General features: G+C 38.3%; 19 protein-coding genes and 1 tRNA gene. 13 read left to right on the top strand and 7 right to left on the bottom strand.

Annotated features, from left to right (window positions below):
- Window positions 1–5: 5 nt before the first annotated feature.
- From kduD to ED622_RS04620, 7 genes are all read left to right on the top strand, one after another.
- Window positions 6–767, top strand: coding sequence for a 2-dehydro-3-deoxy-D-gluconate 5-dehydrogenase KduD (gene kduD / locus ED622_RS04650; protein ID WP_122032759.1), 762 nt, complete (start codon window positions 6–8; stop codon window positions 765–767).
- Window positions 767–1,303: a YgjV family protein gene (locus tag ED622_RS04645; protein ID WP_122032758.1), complete on the top strand. Its 537-nt coding sequence runs from the start codon at window positions 767–769 to the stop codon at window positions 1,301–1,303. The genes kduD and ED622_RS04645 overlap by 1 nt, the downstream gene beginning before the upstream one ends.
- The gene (locus tag ED622_RS04640; protein ID WP_122032757.1) at window positions 1,300–1,944 is read left to right on the top strand and encodes an RpiB/LacA/LacB family sugar-phosphate isomerase; all 645 of its coding nucleotides are present in this window, start codon (window positions 1,300–1,302) and stop codon (window positions 1,942–1,944) included. Before ED622_RS04645 ends, ED622_RS04640 begins: the two co-directional genes overlap by 4 nt.
- A gap of 56 nt (window positions 1,945–2,000) precedes the next feature.
- Window positions 2,001–2,924, top strand: a complete 924-nt coding sequence (locus ED622_RS04635) for a sugar kinase (protein WP_122032756.1) — start codon at window positions 2,001–2,003, stop codon at window positions 2,922–2,924.
- Window positions 2,925–2,932: 8 nt separating this feature from the next.
- On the top strand, window positions 2,933–3,547 hold the full coding sequence (locus ED622_RS04630) for a bifunctional 4-hydroxy-2-oxoglutarate aldolase/2-dehydro-3-deoxy-phosphogluconate aldolase (protein WP_122032755.1): 615 nt from the start codon (window positions 2,933–2,935) through the stop codon (window positions 3,545–3,547).
- Between the two features lie 86 nt (window positions 3,548–3,633).
- Window positions 3,634–5,151 (top strand): DUF2264 domain-containing protein, encoded by a 1,518-nt coding sequence (locus ED622_RS04625; RefSeq protein ID WP_122032754.1) that lies wholly within the window; start codon window positions 3,634–3,636, stop codon window positions 5,149–5,151.
- A 383-nt stretch (window positions 5,152–5,534) separates the two neighbouring features.
- Window positions 5,535–8,906 (top strand): Ig-like domain-containing protein, encoded by a 3,372-nt coding sequence (locus tag ED622_RS04620; RefSeq protein ID WP_162922450.1) that lies wholly within the window; start codon window positions 5,535–5,537, stop codon window positions 8,904–8,906.
- Window positions 8,907–9,198: 292 nt separating this feature from the next.
- Here ED622_RS04620 and ED622_RS04615 read toward each other — a convergent pair.
- Both ED622_RS04615 and arfA read right to left on the bottom strand, forming a co-directional pair.
- A tRNA-Gly gene (locus tag ED622_RS04615) sits at window positions 9,199–9,273 on the bottom strand.
- 139 nt (window positions 9,274–9,412) lie between these two features.
- Window positions 9,413–9,613, bottom strand: coding sequence for a ribosome alternative rescue factor ArfA (gene arfA, locus ED622_RS04610; RefSeq protein WP_122032753.1), 201 nt, complete (start codon window positions 9,611–9,613; stop codon window positions 9,413–9,415).
- Window positions 9,614–9,807: 194 nt separating this feature from the next.
- Between arfA and pyrC the strand changes: the two genes are divergently transcribed.
- Window positions 9,808–10,836, top strand: coding sequence for a dihydroorotase (gene pyrC, locus ED622_RS04605; RefSeq protein WP_122032752.1), 1,029 nt, complete (start codon window positions 9,808–9,810; stop codon window positions 10,834–10,836).
- A gap of 89 nt (window positions 10,837–10,925) precedes the next feature.
- On the opposite strand, the gene ED622_RS04600 is transcribed toward pyrC, so the two are convergent.
- Entirely contained in the window at window positions 10,926–11,834 is a 909-nt protein-coding gene (locus tag ED622_RS04600; protein WP_122032751.1) for an aldo/keto reductase family oxidoreductase, read from the bottom strand.
- A gap of 242 nt (window positions 11,835–12,076) precedes the next feature.
- Here ED622_RS04600 and ED622_RS04595 point away from each other — a divergent pair, with 242 nt between their 5' ends.
- Window positions 12,077–12,400 carry a hypothetical protein gene (locus ED622_RS04595; RefSeq protein ID WP_254052580.1) on the top strand — a complete coding sequence of 108 codons (324 nt, stop codon included), beginning with the start codon at window positions 12,077–12,079 and terminating at the stop codon, window positions 12,398–12,400.
- A 58-nt stretch (window positions 12,401–12,458) separates the two neighbouring features.
- Here the strand turns inward: ED622_RS04595 and ED622_RS04590 are convergent, their stop codons facing one another.
- Together ED622_RS04590 and ED622_RS04585 are read right to left on the bottom strand one after the other, a co-directional pair.
- Entirely contained in the window at window positions 12,459–12,680 is a 222-nt protein-coding gene (locus tag ED622_RS04590) for a DUF3820 family protein (protein ID WP_122032750.1), read from the bottom strand.
- Entirely contained in the window at window positions 12,670–13,197 is a 528-nt protein-coding gene (locus ED622_RS04585) for an NUDIX hydrolase (protein ID WP_122032749.1), read from the bottom strand. Before ED622_RS04585 ends, ED622_RS04590 begins: the two co-directional genes overlap by 11 nt.
- Before the next feature lie 206 nt (window positions 13,198–13,403).
- On the opposite strand from ED622_RS04585, the gene ED622_RS04580 reads away from it, so the two are divergent.
- Genes ED622_RS04580 through ED622_RS04570 form a run of 3 tightly spaced genes read left to right on the top strand, consistent with a single transcriptional unit; the run spans window position 13,404 to window position 15,627 of the window.
- Window positions 13,404–13,859 (top strand): cytochrome c, encoded by a 456-nt coding sequence (locus ED622_RS04580; RefSeq protein WP_122032748.1) that lies wholly within the window; start codon window positions 13,404–13,406, stop codon window positions 13,857–13,859.
- A gap of 26 nt (window positions 13,860–13,885) precedes the next feature.
- On the top strand, window positions 13,886–14,536 hold the full coding sequence (locus ED622_RS04575; RefSeq protein WP_122032747.1) for a cytochrome b/b6 domain-containing protein: 651 nt from the start codon (window positions 13,886–13,888) through the stop codon (window positions 14,534–14,536).
- 17 nt (window positions 14,537–14,553) lie between these two features.
- Window positions 14,554–15,627: a mechanosensitive ion channel family protein gene (locus tag ED622_RS04570; RefSeq protein WP_122032746.1), complete on the top strand. Its 1,074-nt coding sequence runs from the start codon at window positions 14,554–14,556 to the stop codon at window positions 15,625–15,627.
- A gap of 100 nt (window positions 15,628–15,727) precedes the next feature.
- On the opposite strand, the gene ED622_RS04565 is transcribed toward ED622_RS04570, so the two are convergent.
- Together ED622_RS04565 and ED622_RS04560 are read right to left on the bottom strand one after the other, a co-directional pair.
- Window positions 15,728–17,092 carry a TrkH family potassium uptake protein gene (locus tag ED622_RS04565; protein ID WP_122032745.1) on the bottom strand — a complete coding sequence of 455 codons (1,365 nt, stop codon included), beginning with the start codon at window positions 17,090–17,092 and terminating at the stop codon, window positions 15,728–15,730.
- Window positions 17,089–17,751, bottom strand: a complete 663-nt coding sequence (locus tag ED622_RS04560) for a TrkA family potassium uptake protein (RefSeq protein WP_122032744.1) — start codon at window positions 17,749–17,751, stop codon at window positions 17,089–17,091. The genes ED622_RS04565 and ED622_RS04560 overlap by 4 nt, the downstream gene beginning before the upstream one ends.
- 336 nt (window positions 17,752–18,087) lie before the next feature.
- Here ED622_RS04560 and deoD point away from each other — a divergent pair, with 336 nt between their 5' ends.
- Window positions 18,088–18,798 (top strand): purine-nucleoside phosphorylase, encoded by a 711-nt coding sequence (deoD, locus tag ED622_RS04555; RefSeq protein ID WP_122032743.1) that lies wholly within the window; start codon window positions 18,088–18,090, stop codon window positions 18,796–18,798.
- The last annotated feature ends 49 nt before the right edge of the window (window positions 18,799–18,847 follow it).

The raw sequence follows: 18,847 nt of genomic DNA, 5'->3' as shown, positions 1-18,847 counted from the left end.
ATTCCATGATTCTTGATTCATTTAATTTAAGCGGCAAAGTTGCAATCGTAACGGGTTGTGATACTGGTCTTGGTCAAGGCATGGCTCTAGGTCTTGCTGAGGCAGGTTGTGATATTATCGGTGTTAATATCACTGAACCAACTGATACTATGAGCAAAATCGAAGCTATCGGTCGTAAATTTTTTGATATTCGTGCTAATTTAATGGCAATGGATTCTATTGATTCTATCGTAGAACAAGCGGTTGCTGAGTTCGGCCGCATTGATATTCTAGTAAACAATGCTGGCATTATTCGCCGTAATGATGCAATTGATTTCACAGAAAGCGATTGGGATGATGTAATGAACATCAACATTAAAACGACTTTCTTCTTATCTCAAGCAGTTGCAAAACAATTCATCGCTCAAGGTGAAGGTGGCAAAATTATTAACATCGCATCAATGCTATCTTTCCAAGGCGGAGTTCGCGTTCCATCATATACAGCATCAAAAAGTGCGGTTATGGGGGTCACTCGTGCGATAGCTAATGAATGGGGTCAATACGGTGTCAATGTTAACGCTATAGCCCCTGGATATATGGCGACCAATAACACACAAGCATTACGTGAAGATGCAGAACGCAACAAGGCTATCCTTGAACGCATCCCAGCAAATCGTTGGGGAACACCTGAAGATCTACAAGGAGCTTGTGTATTCCTAGCCTCAAAAGCATCTGATTATATTAATGGCTACACAATTGCTGTTGATGGTGGTTGGCTATCTCGTTAATGAGTCTCAATTTGGTTGATGTTTTCTCATTTGCCCAACTATTAGGTTTTCTCAGTTTCGTTTTAGGCATTGCCGCATTCTATCAAAAAAATGATAAACGATTGAAGCTCCTTATGTTGGCTTTAAACATCAACCATATGATTCACTATTTATTACTAGGCTCTACAGTATCGGCTCTCAGTTCTTTGCTATCAGCAATGAGAACCACAACAGCTATTTTTATTCGAAATGGTTATATCGCATTTGTCTTTGTATGTACCAGCTTGCTATTTGGCATTTTAACGACCGATTACATGTGGCAACTATTCCCTCTAATAGGAACTGCAATTGGTAGTTACGCGATATTTATGCTCGACGGAATAAGAATGCGTTGTTGGTTTTTTATTGGTGCCGCATGTTGGTTAATTAATAATATTTTAATTGGCTCAATCGGTGGCGTTCTTTTAGAAATAACTGCGATGTCAGTAAACATAATCACTATTATTCGATTACATAAAGATAGTCGGATCTTAGAAAATAATTTGGAAATAAAATGAAAATTGCATTAACTATGGAAAATAGCCAAGCGGCTAAAAACTCAATCGTTTTAAATGAATTACTTACAGTAACAGCACAAAGTAACGATGAAGTATTTAACGTTGGCATGTGTGATGACCAAGATCACCATCTGACTTACATTCACCTTGGCATCCAAGCTTCTATTCTTTTAGCTTCTAAAGCGGTTGATTTTGTATTTACTGGCTGTGGTACTGGTCAAGGTGCAATGATGAGTTGTAATGCTCACCATAACGTTGTTTGTGGTCTTGCTATTGAACCATCTGATGCGTTCTTATTTACTCAAATCAACAATGGTAATGCACTTGCTCTTGCGTTTGCTAAAGGATTTGGTTGGGCTGCAGAATTAAACATCCGTAATATTTTTGAAAAAGTATTATTATCTGGCTGTGAGCGTGGGCAGGGCTACCCTATTGAACGCGCACTTCCACAACAACAAAATGCAGCTATTTTGAATCAAGTTAAACTTGCTGTCGCTAAAGATAATTATATTGACGCACTAAAGTCGATGGATCCTGAATTAGTTAAAACTGCAGTTATGGGTGAACGTTTTCAAGCGTGTTTATTTAATCATGCCGAAAACCAAGAAATCGTAGATTATGTTCGTTCTATTCTGAACTAATATAGATCAATACCTAAGCCGACTTCAGCGGTCGGCTTTTGCATAATAGAGATTTTATGGATATTACAAATATTGCCATTATTGGCGAATGCATGGTTGAGTTAAAAGAGATTAACGGTATCGTCACCCAGGGATTTGGTGGTGATACGCTCAATACCGCAATTTACCTTTCTCGTTCACTTGAATCCTATAATATTAGCGTCTCTTATCTCACTTGTGTTGGTAAAGATAATTTTACAGAAAACATGCTAGACGACTGGAATAAAGAAAATATTAACACTGATATGGTAAGAGTATCTACCGATAAAAATAATGGTATTTACTCAATCAAAACAGACAGTGAAGGAGAACGAACCTTTAACTACTGGCGCAATGATTCCGCTGCAAAATATTGGATAACGAGTGAAAATGCATCTCAAATCACGGCAGATTTATTGACCCACCAACTTGTTTATTTAAGTGGTATTAGTCTTGCGATCCTTACTTCTGAATGTAGAGATGCACTGTTTTCTATCCTTGAAAATTGTAAATCTAAAGGTATAAAAATTGCCTTTGATAATAACTACCGCCCAACTCTTTGGAATAACCAGTCTGAAGCCCAGTCCGCTTATACAAAGATATTATCTTTAACTGATATCGCCTTCTTAACTTTTGATGATGAGCAGTTATTATGGGGAGACGATACCGCAGACCAAGCAATGCATCGTACAATCGATTTAGGTGTATCTGAAATCATTATTAAACGAGGTAAGGATGATTGCATTGTTTACTCTTCTGATAACACATCTTTTATTCCCTCTGTCAAAGTAACCAATGTCATTGATACTACGGCTGCTGGTGACTCCTTTAGTGCCGGCTACCTATCTAAGCGAGTACTAGATTGTAGCGGCTCTGAATCTGCGGTTGCTGGTCATCAACTTGCAAGCACCGTTATTCAATACCACGGGGCTATTATCCCTAAATCTGTTATGCCAATCTGAGGTTCAAAATGAATTTAAACGAAAAACTAGCAAAAATTAAAGTAGTTCCTGTTGTTACGATCAAAGATGCATCTAAAGCAGCAATGATTGCAAAAGTTCTCGTCGAAAACGATTTACCTTGTGCGGAAGTTACTTTTAGAACAGAAGATGCAGCACAAGCGATTATGAATATGCGTGAAGCTTATCCTGATATGCTAATCGGAGCTGGTACTGTTATTCGTAAAGAGCATGTTGATTTAGCGATTGAATCTGGCGTTGATTTTCTAGTTAGTCCTAGCATTAACCCTGAAATAGTGAAATACAGTCAAGAGCGTAAAATCGAAATAATTGCAGGTGTAAACTCTCCTTATCTAGTAGAGAAAGCAATGCAATTAGGTTTGCACACCGTTAAATTCTTTCCTGCTGAGCCATCAGGTGGTGTGGAAATGCTAAAAGCGTTATCTGCTGTATACCCTGTTCAGTTTATGCCAACAGGGGGGATTAATCTTAATAATATCAACAGTTATTTAGCCATACCTAGCGTTGTTGCTTGTGGCGGTAGCTGGATGATACCAAATGAATTAATAGATAATAATGAATGGGACAAATTAGCAGTTCTTGTAAAATCTGTCTCAATGCTTTAATTACTTATAAAGAGCCGTTCATTACTTGGATGGCTTTAAAATTTCATAAAGTAAATAACTAGAACAATAAAAAGGCTGTACTAATCATGCCCCCTATTCCCCAAAGAAAACCGTTTTCATTTGAGCCTAAACAAATACAAGAAACAGAACGACCATTTATCGCTTATGAACATCCAACCATAATAACTTACATTAACTCAGTTAAAGAAAATGTTATTAGATATAAAAATAAGAAATCAAAATATACGCAGCACGATGATTATATAAAAGAATTATTTTCAAATGACACTATTGATTTAAAAACACAATGTAATGCCATAGTAAGTTATATATCAGAATCATTCATACATTATTCTGTATGGGATTTCAGTCATGCCTACTATCCAGGAAGACCTAGCCAACAAACTGCAAAAATTGATGCCATGGAAGGTACAAGTAGAACATTACCAACTCTTGCTGCATGGCTACACGCAAATGGTAAAGAAAATACTTATATTATAGGGCTTAATAAAAAACCAATTAATGTGCCAGACGTTCTTCGCCACGCTTTTCTTGCAGGAACAAACCCACACCACAAAGGATTCTGGGGACAACTTCATGATTACGATCAGAGAACGTGTGAAAGTGCAGATCTAGCTCTAGCTCTATGGATGAGTAAAGAATGGGTATGGGACTATTTTTCTAATGTTGAAAAGCAACAAATTACGACTTGGTTTAAACAAGTTAATCACTGTAAAACAGTAGATAACAATTGGCACTTATTTGTTCTAACAGTACAACTCATTCTAAAAAACCTTACGGGTGATAATCATATCCAATACCAAAAATATCAACGAATCAAAGAATTTTATGTGGGTGATGGATGGTTTCGTGATGGCGCTAAAGGCAATTATGATTACTATAATGCATGGGCGTTTCATTACAGTTTGTATTGGTTTACCCAAATAGAGCCTGAATTTGATGCTGATTTCATTCGAAGCTCGTTATCAGATTTAGTTGCTAATTATCGCTATTTCTTTACAACTAAAGGCCTCCCATTTTTTGGTAGAAGCGCCTGCTATAGATTAGCGGCTACTGTCCCTTTATTAGCTGCTGTAGATTTACAAAATTCAACAATATCAATTGGAGAAGCAAAAAGAGCCTTTAGCACCAATTTAAAATATTTTATTTCCAACGGAGCATTACAAGCAGGAATACCTACTCAAGGAATATTTGGTGATGACCCTAGATTAGTCGATAACTACAGTGGTCCAGCAAGTAGCTTGTGGTCTTTAAGGGCGTTAAACATCGCCCTGTTTTGTGGAGATAAGATTAATCTTTGGCAAGCAGAAGAAACACTGTTGGCAATTGAAAAAGAAAATTTTGAATTTGATATCCCATCCATAAATATGAAAGTTATAGGTATATTTGATACCCAAGAAGTTATTACCATATTTAAAAACGAATATATACAAGATCAGTCACCACTAAGTCGACGTTTACTTTCGTCTCCTTCATGGCGCTTATGGTTTGAAATTATCACTGGCAGAGCTAATAGACCAAAAAACAATCTACTAAGAAAAGGGGTTACATGTTACTCATCTAAAATGGGCCGTTTTTTTTAATCTTACTATTAAATCTCAAAATAAAAATACACTTTATTTGACATGAAAAAATCGCCCTTAAAAATCTGAAGTAACAACAAAAAACTGACTTTTACGTCAAAAAACAGACACTTAACATATTCTAACATTAAAACCAATCATTATTTTAGAAGCAAGATCTCATATTTTATAAATATTTATATCCATTCGATTACTTCTGACTAGAATGCTCGAAAATTCAGTTTAGCTATCAATTTAATTTTGGTATATGAATTTTGAATGGGTTGAATTCAAACTTACTACCTCATGTATAAGCGTAGAATGAATGATAGGCCATCACCCATCGCACACCTTTAATAACAATAAATTTATCTAGATAAGATAAATAAAAAGAAGAAAAAGCAGTGATAAAAATAAATAAAATAACAGCCGCTATTACTAGCGTTATGTTCAGTGGATACCTATATGCCGCTGATGTAAATTTAACGTCTAACATTGTTACTTTTGTTCCAGGTGAGACAAAAGTTCAAAATGGAGAGATGGTTTCTTTCAATGGCGACTGTTTTGTTGCCAAAAATAACCCAGGCATATGGGAATCTCCAACCGCAGATTCATGGTTCTGGGATACTGCAGTATGCTCAGGCGAACCTAATCCAGAGCCAACACCGGATCCCGATCCGACGCCAGATCCTGACCCAACTCCAGATCCTGATTTAGGCGATGTTATTCTATTTATTCCTGGTAAAACTCAGGTTTCAAATGGTGATGTGGTTTCTTATGACAACCAGTGTTTTATTGCGCAAAATAATCCGGGTGTATGGGAAACGCCAAGTGCTAGTTCTTGGTTCTGGTCACTAACAGAATGTTCTGACGAACCTGTAAATCCTGAGCCTGAGATCACTGAACTATCGATCCTTGCTCCGACGACAGGCCAAGTACTAACAGCTAACGAAGCAACCTCAATTACTGCTCACGTTGATGGTAACTTAGCCGCTAAAGTTGAATTTTGGGCAAACAGCACCAAACTTGCTGAAAAAACAGTAAACCAAAACAACACTCAATACTCTCAAACTTGGACACCAAGTAAAGAAGGTAATGCGACAATTAACGTATTTGTATTCGATAAAAATAACCAAAAAATCGAACAAAAATCAGTATCTGTTGTTGTAGAAGCTGAAGTAACTGAAGATTTCGTTGCACCTGTAGTTAAGTTTGTTACTCCAACAAACGGCTCGGCAATCAACGTAACAGAAAGCGTTGCTATCTCTGTTAATGCAACAGATGCTGATAACGATTTAGCAACGCTGGTTGTTACTGCAAACAACAAAGAAATCTGTTCGTTTGACACTGCGAATACCAACACTTTTGCGTGTGATTTTCAGCCTACTCAAGCTGGTAACGTAACACTGAAAGCTATCGCTACTGATGCTCAAGATCTTTCATCTACAGCAAGTGTAAAAATCACTGTTGAAGAAGATGTGGTTGAGCCACCTGTAGAGCCGCCTGTAACTCCAGGTGACTTATGTAAAGACTTTAATGTTTACCCTGACTGGACACGTGGTGATCACGCGACTGGCGGTGACATTATGGTTAATAAAAACATCGCTTACTCTGCGATCTACTGGACTAAGTCTGTTCCTGGTAGCGATGATTCATGGGCACTTCATCTAAATTGTGATGGTACAGAACCGGGTACAGCACCGCTTCTTTCTCTACCGAACCCAATGGATCCAGTTCGTCTAGAAGTCGCTGGTTGGCCAAACACGTTAGTTGTTGCTAGTCCATCGTCTGCGGCACCAGCAATGCTAACTATTGAAGCAAGCAACAGCGCTGATTTAGCCGATTTAGGTAAGCTTACAAGCACGTTTGTATCTATCATTAATGCAGCTGCACAAGCTGGCTCTGCATCAATCATCATCAACACTGATGTTCTTGATCAAGCAACGCAAGATAAAGCATTATCTTCAAACAGCATTGCGGTTAAAGAAGCGCTAACACAAGCGATGGACATCACTGGCAACAAGATTGACATCGATGATATCAACGCTCTTAGCAATGACTTGAAAGGCTGGGCTAATGCGCATCACCTAATCATCTCTACGCTAGCACCAGAAGCAAACTACGGTTGGTCTCTAAGCATTGGTGATTTCGCATTTGATACTCACTCTGGCAGACAATCTGTATGGGATAAAGCATCAAACTACAGCGCTGATCTATTAGACAAACTAGAGTTGTTCAAAGCAGATGTTGCAACTAAAGCTGATTTCATTGCATTCACTAAGTCAAGCTCAACAGCAGCACTAAATAGCGAGCAATGGCACAATGCACTAGAGTACGTTAAACAAGTTTCTGACTTTGTTAAAACGCCTGTAATGTTAAACAATATCCCTACGGATCAAGCTTCTGCTTATTTCATGGGTGATAATGCAAGCAAACCACAAGTGCGTAAAGCTGCATTCAGCAACGTATTTGCTATCGTATTTGATAAAGATACAGCAAACTTAACTGCTGAAATCGAAGAATACAAAAAAGCTAAAATGCCACTGTACTATGTTGGTGAATCAACAGAAAATGGTCAATTAACTATCATTGATGCGTTGAACCGTGAATTGGCTGACGCTGAAAATACGATGAACAATACCGCATTCTTGTACGAAACACCTGAATCACAATGGGTTCCGTCTACTGTTTATAAGTGGACTGACTTCATGACTGGTCTGAATGCAATGCATAATGTTGGTGTTGCTGGTAACAAGTTCTGGCTACTAGATGAAAACGTTGATGATGCAACCAACATCAAATACGCGAAAGTAGCGATTGCTGCGTTCTTAGCACAAAGTATGCAAGAAACGATTCGTTACAACGCATGTGATGAAAACAACTGGGCTGAGATTAGATACGGTGCTGCAACAGATTACCCAATGTCAGCGAGCTGTGGTCAACTTGGTCAAAAATATGCAGATTACGGTGTAAATCCTGTTTCTGGTTTAGATCACGCTTACTCTTGTCCTCGTGATAACAAAATGGAAGTAAGTGCACTAACTCACGCTAAATGGTACGGTGCTCCAGCTCCAGTATTTGCTGCTCCAAATGCAGTGCTTGAAGAGCGCGGTTTGCTTGTTAACGGTAGCGTTGGTCGTTGGACTAACAGCGGTCATTGTAACGACGTACCTACTTCTGTAGATACATCTAAGCAAGTATGGGAACGTGATACATGTAAAACATACGTAGAGCAAAAAGCAGGTAGCTTTATTTGGGATGGCAGCAGCCAAGCTGACGTTGAAGGTTGTGGTTGGTGGGGCCGTGGTGTAATTCAAACTACTGGTCGTCAAAACTTCGGTACGCTTAACCATTACTTAGGCCGCTCACACGTTGATCCTGAGACAATTGGTAAAACAATTGATGGTGTTGTTGTTGAAGCACCACCAAAGAACCCGTTATACGCTGAGTTAGATTTCTGTTCAAACCCAGGCTTAATTTGTAGCTCTGAAGAGAACAAAGAAATCAAGTGGATTGCAGGTCTATTCTACTGGGTTACTTCAGTACAAGCCTACCCTGATGAGTCTGGTCAGTACGGTAACTGGAACTACCACAACGAGCTTAAGAAATATGTTGATAGCGGTATGAAAGGCACTGACTTTATCGATGATGTTTCTGGTATCGTAAACCGTGGTTGTCCTGATTTAGTGTGTTCTACTGGTGAAGTTCATAACGTGAAAGAGCGTCGTGCTAACTTTAAACTAGTACTAGAGCAATTAGGTCTTAGCCCTCAATAATATGAATGAAAAGCCTAGATAAAATCTAGTAGCATCATTCACTAAAACAAAAAGCCCCCAGCTTTTAAAACTGGGGGCTTTTTTATAAACAATATTAGTACCCTATTTATTAAATCCATCAGAACAAGTGTATTCAAATAATTATATGGGAAATGAGTTAGAGCAAGAAACAAAGCGAATAGTTAGATTTATACCAAACGCCAGATACAACAAAACACGCCATTAAGCGCTGATTTTCAATAAATTGGGATTTTAAAACAGGAACAATCTCTTGAGGAGGATAAAAAGAGATTGGAGCGTACAGCGGGAATCGAACCCGCATCATCAGCTTGGAAGGCTGAGGTAATAGCCATTATACGATGTACGCACATCGTCGAACGAGATAGATAATGCCACACTGAGCGCTGAGGTAAAGATCTTTTTTCATTTCAACAAGTTAAATGGTGGATATTTGTTCGAATAGCCATAAAAATCGAACCTAGATCACAAAAGCCCTATTCAAAAACTTACGCTGCTTTTGAATAGGGCTCTTTAAACCCTTTATATTTTTCTTTACGAGCAAAGCTCCCCTTTCCTTTTTTAGCTTTCATGACCCTTGTTGTAAATAAGGGGCTGGTGACAATTGCTTTTAAGGCGTTATCTTTAATTTTACCTCTACCATGCTCAAATTCAGAAGCTGGTAACACTTCTTTTTTACTCTTTTTCATAACTTCTCGCTATTTTCTTACTGTATAAATTTTGCACACATTGTCTTTTCTTTTAGCTTTTAAGTCAAATTTGTTACTAATTTTTACTTTATCCTATTTGTTTTAGCCATTTTGCTTTAGAATCCTTCCGCCTAAGCAAACGATTAACTCGATAATTCTTAGGCTCTTATTTCTTTTTCTGGTGGGAGCAGCAAATGACAACTTTAACAATTACTCGTCCTGATGATTGGCATTTACATCTACGTGATGGTGACGTATTAACTGACACTGTACGTGATTCTGGCCGTTACAATGGCCGCGCATTAATTATGCCAAACCTAGTTCCACCAGTAACAACCACGGAACAAGCTCTTAGTTACCGTGACCGCATTCAAGCAGTAAACCCATCTGATACTTTTGCTCCAATCATGTCTTTATACTTAACAGAAAAAACAACCTCAGATGAGATCCGCAAAGCAAAAGCAACAGGCCATATTGTTGCTGCTAAACTTTACCCAGCTGGCGCAACAACCAATTCAGATTCTGGCGTAAGCGACGTTAGCAAGGTTTACCCTGTATTAAAAACGATGCAAGAAGAAGGCATGCTACTTCTTATCCATGGTGAAGTAACGACACACGATGTTGATATCTTTGATCGTGAAAAGACTTTCCTTGATACTGTATTAGCACCTATCGTTAATGATTTCCCTGAGTTAAAAATCGTTCTAGAGCACATCACAACTAAAGATGCGGTTGATTTTGTTAAAAACGCAGGTCCAAACGTCGCAGCAACAATTACGGCACACCACTTATTGTTTAACCGTAACCACATGTTAGTTGGTGGTATTAAACCTCACTTCTACTGCCTTCCAATCTTAAAGCGTAACACCCATCAGCAAGCTTTAGTTGAAGCAGCAACAAGCGGTAATTCTAAATTCTTTATCGGTACAGACTCGGCACCGCATGCGAAAGACAAAAAAGAAGCGGCTTGTGGTTGTGCTGGTTCTTATACTGCTCACGCATCGATTGAATTGTACGCTGAAGTATTTGAGAATGAAGGTAAATTAGAAAACCTTGAAGCATTCGCAAGCTTCAACGGTCCTGATTTTTACAACCTTCCTCGCAATACAGATACGATTACTCTTGTAAAAGAAGCGTGGATCGCTCCTGAAACAATGACATTTGGTAATGACTTTGTTGTGCCAATTCGTGCAGGTGAAGCGATTGAATGGTTAGTTAAATAATTACGATACTAATTAACTAAAAACATAAATAAAAATGGGATGCCAATTAGCATCCCATTTTTGTATCTGTTTGATTCAGAGAACTCTCTCTATGGCACACCGTGGCCTTTTGACTCAACCCACACGCGATACCATTGTTCACGAGTTAGATTAATATCCATCGCATCAACAGCCGCCTGTACACGTTCAATTTTACCTGAACCAATAATTGGTAATGGCTTTGATGGTAACTTACGCACCCAAGCATAAATCACTTGATCAATGTTCTTAGCCCCCACCTCTTCTTTTAGCTCTTCAAGGACTTTACGAACACGAATCGCTTGCTCAGAGTGTCCAGAGAAGATCTCTCCTCCCGCTAAACACGACCATGCCATTGGCTTAATACGATTCATTTGCAGTTGGTCAAGCGTACCATCATACGCCACTTCAAAATTAAGTGGGTTAATCTCAACTTGATTCGTCACTAATGGTTTATCAAGACGTGATTGCAATAAATCAAAATGGCTTGGTGTGAAGTTAGAAACACCAAAATGCTTAACTTTGCCTTCTTTCTGCAGTTGATTAAATGTATCGGCTACTTCATCTGCATCCATTAATACATCTAAGCGATGGATCAAGAGTACATCAATTTCAGAAATATTAAGGCGAGAAAGTGAGTTATTAACTGAGTTAACAATGTGTTCTTTTGAGGTATCGTAGTGGTTTATTTTTCGGTTTGGGAAATCTGAAGTACATAAATTAATGTCGCACTTAGTGATGATTTCAATTTGGTCACGAACTGAAGGTTCTAACGCTAAAGCCTCTCCAAATAAACGCTCACATTGATAGCCGCCATAAATATCAGCGTGATCAACGGTTGTAATACCTAATTCAATGTGTTGTTTTAAGAAATTTAATCGTTGTGTTGGTGTCATTTCCCATTCAGAAAGTCTCCAGTAACCTTGAACTAATTCTGAAAATTCAGGGCCTTGTGGTGCAATCGTTGTTTTCTTAATCATTATATTCTCCGTTATGTGAACTTATAGTAGTTTTCTGACCTCAGAGTTACAGTGATACAGATCGAAAAATCAACATAATGAGTAAGTAATTATATCGCACAGTCTATATATCTTTACGTACCAAACTCATAAATAAAGTGATTACCCAAAGACAAGATGCAATTATTTTCTTATAATCGCCAAGCTCAACATAGCGTGAAAGTAAAAATGAAAAAACAATTCAACATAAGGTACATAACATCATGATAAAAAAGCATTTTCATGCCTTATTATTCGCATTTATTTCATTTCCATCTCTGGCTGATATTGTCGCTACACCTGAAAATGAAGATATTTGTAAACAAAAATACGTAAAAGAAGTGTTTGATCAACAAGTTCAATACAGTAACTCTCAAAATACCCCTCAAGTGCGAAGAACGGCTGAGCGCCATATCGATCGCTCTCGTGAAGTTTATAATGAGACTAACAGCTTTTGCTCTGCGCTAAATTATCTACTTAATGATGCCTCTGATGAATTACTAGATGATTTTCAACGAGCTAAAGAAGGTGAATCTCAGTACAAATAAAGAAATAAGAAGCATAAATAACTCATTTATTCATGCTTCTTATTTATTGCTATTGCCGTTATCTACGATATTTTAAAGGACGAATAACTTCATCTAGCCCTTCAATTTTCATTGCTAAACATAACGCCATTAACTCTCCTAATTCCCCGTCAGGAAAGCCTCCTTTTCGATCAAACCATAAAAGATACTCTTCCGGAAGATCAATCAGCACTCTCCCTGCATACTTACCAAAAGGCATTTTCATCTGAGTTAACTTTAGGATCTGTTCTTTATTGAACATGTAAACGCTCTTTTACGATCAAGTGAAGTAAAAAGGTCTCACGTTCAATACTCATGCCTTTTTTCTCACTGTTCGCAATAATGTCTTCATTGTGAGCAATTGCTTCATGAATATTAATCCACACTGGTTTCATTCCATTACGGATTTCATAGCTTTCATAATTAGTTTCACCAAGATCTTTATCTGCATCACAGGTATAGCAGTATGAAATCATATGTAAAACATTACATTCATGCTTGTACCAAGGGCGAAACTCTTCATAAATACCAAATGGTTCGATGTTTGAAATATTTTTAGCGCCCGTTTCTTCTTCAATTTCTCTAACTAAGCCTGCAATGACATCTTCACCATCATCAATACCACCACCAGGTAATGAGTAATCATGATAGCGCTCTGTATATAGAAGAAGTATGTCTTCTCCTTTTAAAACAATCGCGCGCGTCGCATTACGTTGAAGGATTTTTTTATTATCTAAACGTTCTAGATCCGGATGCGTTGTAATATTTAAAATTCGCATAAAAACTAACAAGCCTACTTAAAAAATAACACTGTCATTATACGCACTTTGTTTTTTGTTGCAGCAATCAAATAACCACTGAATTTTGATAATCCTCTACATTAAGTGTAAAGAATGTGTAAATGTTGTGATAAGTAACTACTTCTTTTATCCATCATTTCATATAATAGTGACTTAAAATAATTACAATTCAAGGAAGTCTCAACATGAAAGCAATTAAAACACTGGTTATCGCATCGACTCTTTTGGCTTCAACATCTGTTTTAGCCCACACTTTTAACGAAGCGGACAAAGCAATAAAATACCGTCAAGCTGCATTCACGATGATCGCTGGCAACGTGAGTGAAATGGGCGAAATGGTTAAAGGTAAAACTGATTGGAGTGACGCTATTTTTTCTAAACGTGCCAATCAATTGTCTCAACTTTCTTTAATGCCGCTTGATGCTTTCTATGTAGAAGGATCTGATAAGGGAAAAACTAATGCCCTACCTAAGGTATGGACAAACTTTCCTGATTTTGAAGCTCGTCTAGCGCAATTTCAAGAAGATACTGCAGCCCTAGCTAGTATCTCAGATAGCGGTGATAAAGCAGCGATCCGTAAAGCTTTTGGAAAAGCGGTGAAAAACTGTAAAGCGTGCCATTCAGATTACAAAGCAAAATAATTAGATAGAATAGTCGAAGGATAAATATGAAAATCTGGGATAGTTTTGTCCGGGTTTATCATTGGAGCCAAGTCATTTTACTTGGCTCTCTTTGGTATACTGCAGAAGAAGGTTTGATGGAGTGGCATTTCACTCTTGCTTACCTTCTAATGGCCTTATTAGGAACAAGAATTATTTGGGGAGTTATTGGTAGTGACACCGCAAGGTTTTCTCACTTTATCACTTCACCTAAAAAAGCGATTAATTACTTATCGTTAGAGAAAAAAGGGCAATTATCCCACTCTATTGGCCATAACCCTGCTGGCGGTTACATGGTACTAGGGCTATTCCTCTTACTCACATTACAATTAGTCACTGGATTATTCAGTAATGATGATATCCTTTCTGAAGGCCCTTTGGCTTCATTAGTTAGTTATGATGTAAGTGGATTTTTAACTCAAATACATCATCAAAACTTTGATGTTCTTCTTGGGTTTATAGGCTTACACATTGCCGCGGTTTTCTTTTATCGACTCAAAGGGATTAATTTAATTAAGCCAATGTTGACAGGATATGCCGAGTTCACAGGAAATAGTCCAAAAATGAAACATGCTGCCATTGCATGGGGAATTTTTGCAGTGATATTTTTCCTTATCTACTTTTTTTGGGCAGGCGAAGTGATAAGCTATCTTTTTTAAATAAAAGAGATCTATCAATGACTCGTTTCCTTGATTGGTGGAACACCCTATTAGAATTTAAAGATCACGATTGGGCACAAAACATAATCGTGATCTCTTTATTTAGTGCTTTTCTATGGTTATCTTGGCGCGTTATTGTTCAGCGCCTTCACCATATTGCAGCCAAAACCCAACTCCCTTGGGATGACGCTGTCTTCACAGCTATTTCATCTCCTATAACCTTAGTCATTTGGTTATGGCCAGCGACCGCTTCTCTCAAGATATTGTTGACCACTCACACGCATTTTAGTACGACTTGGTTACCTGAATTACAAATATTTATTCTTGTCTGGAGTTTTATTTGGTCTGCATTACGCCTCACTACTCTTATCGAGAAGCAAGTTCTTATAAACCCTAAGCACGATGAGACCACCGTCCTTGCGGTAGGAAAAGTAATCCGATTAATCTTTATATCACTCGGCATCCTTTCTTTAATGCAAGGTATGGGATTAAGTTTATCTGGATTATTAACCTTTGGCGGTGTCGGTGGCTTAGTTGTCGGTTTAGCAGCCAAAGATTTACTGTCTAATTTCTTCGGTGGCATGATGATCTATTTTGATCGCCCATTTAAAGTAGGAGATTGGATCCGATCGCCTGATCGCTCTTTAGAAGGAACGGTTGAACGTATTGGTTGGCGTATGACCGTGATCAGAACCTTTGATAAACGCCCTCTTTATGTACCCAACTCTGTATTCAGTAATATCGTGGTAGAGAACCCATCAAGAATGCTGAATCGTCGTATCAAAGAAGATATTGGTATTCGTTACGATGACATAAGTAACATTGGGCTGATCGTAAGTGACATAAAAACGATGTTAATTAATCATAATGATATCGATTCTAATCAAACATTAATCGTCAATTTTAATGGCTTTGGCCCATCCTCTTTGGATCTATTGGTATATACCTTTACCAAAACGGTTAATTGGATTGAATACCATGAAGTGAAGCAAGATGTGTTGATCAAAATTGGTGACATTATCGCTCAACACAATGCCGAGATTGCTTTCCCTACACAAACAGTAAAAATTGAACAACTGCCCGTTAATTAGTATCGATTAGACTGAGCAGATAATTGGGTGAATAAATAACAAAAAAGGGCATCCACTCTAAGTTGATGCCCTCTATATACTGCTTATGATGTTTCTAGCGTTAACCCGTTAACACATTCTCTTCAGGGTATTTCACTCGCGATGTTTCTGGCCTTGCAAGCATATAGGCTAAAGTTAATGGCCCGATACGACCTATAATCATCACGATAACCATAATAAACTTGCCAGGTTCTGACAGCTCAGCGGTTAAGCCCGCCGTTAAACCAACGGTAGCAAAGGCTGAAATTACTTCAAACATCACCTTATCAAACCCAGTATTCTCAGTCAGCATCAATGAAAACATAGCAATTGAAAGCAACGATCCACTCACAACAATAATCGCCAGAGATTTAGTCACAATCGGCCAACTCACGGTTCTTTTAAACATCACTACATGCTTTTTCTGACGTAAGAAAGTCCAAGTGGCAACGGCCGCAACGGTAATGGTCGACACTTTTAAGCCCCCACCAGTAGAGGTTGAGCCAGCACCAATTAGCATCAATATGATCATAATAAACAACGCAGGTTGCGTGAAGTGAGTTAAATCCACACTGTTAAAGCCGGCAGTACGAGCACTTGCTGATTGAAAGAAGGCGGCTAACCATTTATCACCTGCAGATAATGACGCTAATGTGCTTGGGTTATTATATTCAAGTACATAGAAAAATAAGGTACCAATAATTAATAGTGTTGGCGTTGCAATAACCATTATTTTTGTATGCAATTGGAGACGACTAAACCCTTTTGAGCTGTTTTTAACTAAATCGACGATAACGGTAAAACCTAAACCACCACCAATAAACAAACACGATAAAGTAAAAATAACCAACGGATCCCCCACATAACCCATTAAGCTATCTGAGAATAAAGAGAACCCAGCGTTATTAAATGCCGAGATAGAGTGGAACGCGGCATAGAATAAGCCTTTTGCTAAACCAAGATCAGGAACCCAACGAAAAGAGAGAATAATCATACCTATCAGCTCTGCGACTAAAGCAAAGCAGATAATACTTTTTATCAACTTACGTAGGTTCACTTTCTTTTCTTGACCTAACGCTTCTTTTGCCAATGCTTGTTGACGCAAACTTAAACGCAAACCAAATACATAAAGTAAAACCGCAGACAAGGTCATTTGTCCAAGGCCGCCTATTTGCATCAGAAACATTAAAACGATTTTTCCGCTTATCGTAAAGTGAGAGCCGGTATCGACCACACCAAGCCCTGTTACACTGATTGCCGAGGTCGCTGTAAATAATGCATCCATGAAACTCAAGCCAGAAACAGAGAATACTGGCAGAGTAAGCAGCAATGCAGAAGGTAAAAGAATAGCCAAAAATGAGAAAAGGATGATCCTTGGTTCAGACCACTCTTTTGCTTTTTGGTTATTCTTTAATGGAAACAATCCACGCTTTGGTAAGTAATTCATAATGTTTTAATTTTTTGCGCCAATTTTTCTTCTGGCCCAACAATAATAAGAATATCTCCGATTTCAAGCTCTTTACTGTGCTCCGGTGCGGTCATGATTTCAGGACCACGTTTAATCGCAAGTATTTTCACCTCAGACATTTTGCAAAAATCTAGCTGTCCTAATGATTTCCCCATATTATCACCACCAATCACGATCTCGGTTATTGCTAACCCACTCCCCAACAAATGAAAATCAAATACGCGTCTATCTAACATTTTTCTTGCCACGCGGATCCCCATGTCTCTTTCTGGGAGGATAATATGGTCAGCCCCTATTTTTGTCAGAATTTTAGCATGAAACTTATCGTTCGCTTTTACCCAAACCGTCTTAACACCTGCCTCTTTAAGCACTAGTGTCGTTAAAATACTCGCATTAATATCAGAGCCAATCGCGACCATCACCATATCGTACTCATCGAGTTTCAATTCAGAAATCGTCTCTTCATTAGCACAATTAGCAACGATTGCTGTGGATACAAAATCAGTGGCCTTTTTAACTCGCTCTTCATTTATATCAATAGCCAGCACTTGTGAACCGTATTGGTGTAATTCTTCACATACCGTTAGCCCAAAACGACCTAACCCAATCACTGCATATTGTTTATTTTTTGCTTTCATCCAATTCACTCACTTTTATAATCACGAGATAAGAGAAGTTTCGTTTTTGCATCATCCTCTTAGATAATCCTAAGTTCAATCTAATTGAGGTTCTTGATTAAAGAAACTCCATGACTGTATTAAAGCTAAGACACGCAAAAGGTTGCGATTGCTCCTTTGCTTTCAACAGATTTAGTTATCAATAGCAAAAATAATGTAAGATCTAAGGTAAAATGTGACCTTAATCTCATGACACCTTAAAATATAGGCATAAAATAGCCACATAACGAACAAGATTGTTCAACATTTTTAGTTACACTGAATTATATTTAACTTTTGAGAACCGGAGACCTTATTATGGCTACCCCACACATTAATGCTCAACTTGGTGATTTCGCAGAAACAGTTCTAATGCCAGGTGATCCACTACGCGCAAAATTCATTGCTGAAAACTTCCTAGAAGATGTTACTCAAGTATGTGATGTGCGTAATATGTTTGGTTACACTGGTACTTACAAAGGTAAAAAAGTATCGGTAATGGGCCACGGCATGGGTATTCCATCTTGTTGTATCTATGTTCATGAGCTAATCGCAGAGTTCGGCGTGAAGAACGTAATTCGTGTTGGTAGCTGTGGCGCAGTGCATGATGACGTTAAATTAATGGACGTTGTTATTGGTATGGGTGCATCAACTGATTCAAAAGTAAACCGTATTCGTTTCAACAACCACGACTTCGCAGCTATCGCTGATTTCGGTCTGTTAGAAACAGCCGTTGCTCAAGCGCGTGAGTTAAACGTACCTGTAAAAGTAGGTAATGTATTCTCTGCTGACCTTTTCTACTCTCCAGAAGCTGATCTGTTCGACAAAATGGAAAAATTAGGCATTCTTGGTGTTGATATGGAAGCGGCAGGCATTTATGGTGTAGCCGCAGATTTAGGTGCAAAAGCCCTAACTATTCTAACGGTTTCAGACCACATCAAACGCGGTGAGAAATTAAGCTCTGAAGATCGTCAAAAATCATTCAACGACATGATGACAGTTGCGCTAGAAACAGCGATTAAACTGTAATTATGTTTGCGCCAGAAAGGTCTGGCGCTATAAATCTATAAGGGGCGTC

Source organism: Aliivibrio sp. EL58 (assembly GCF_900312675.1).
Classification (GTDB): Bacteria; Pseudomonadota; Gammaproteobacteria; order Enterobacterales; family Vibrionaceae; genus Aliivibrio.
This window is presented reverse-complemented; position numbering and strand designations above follow the sequence as displayed.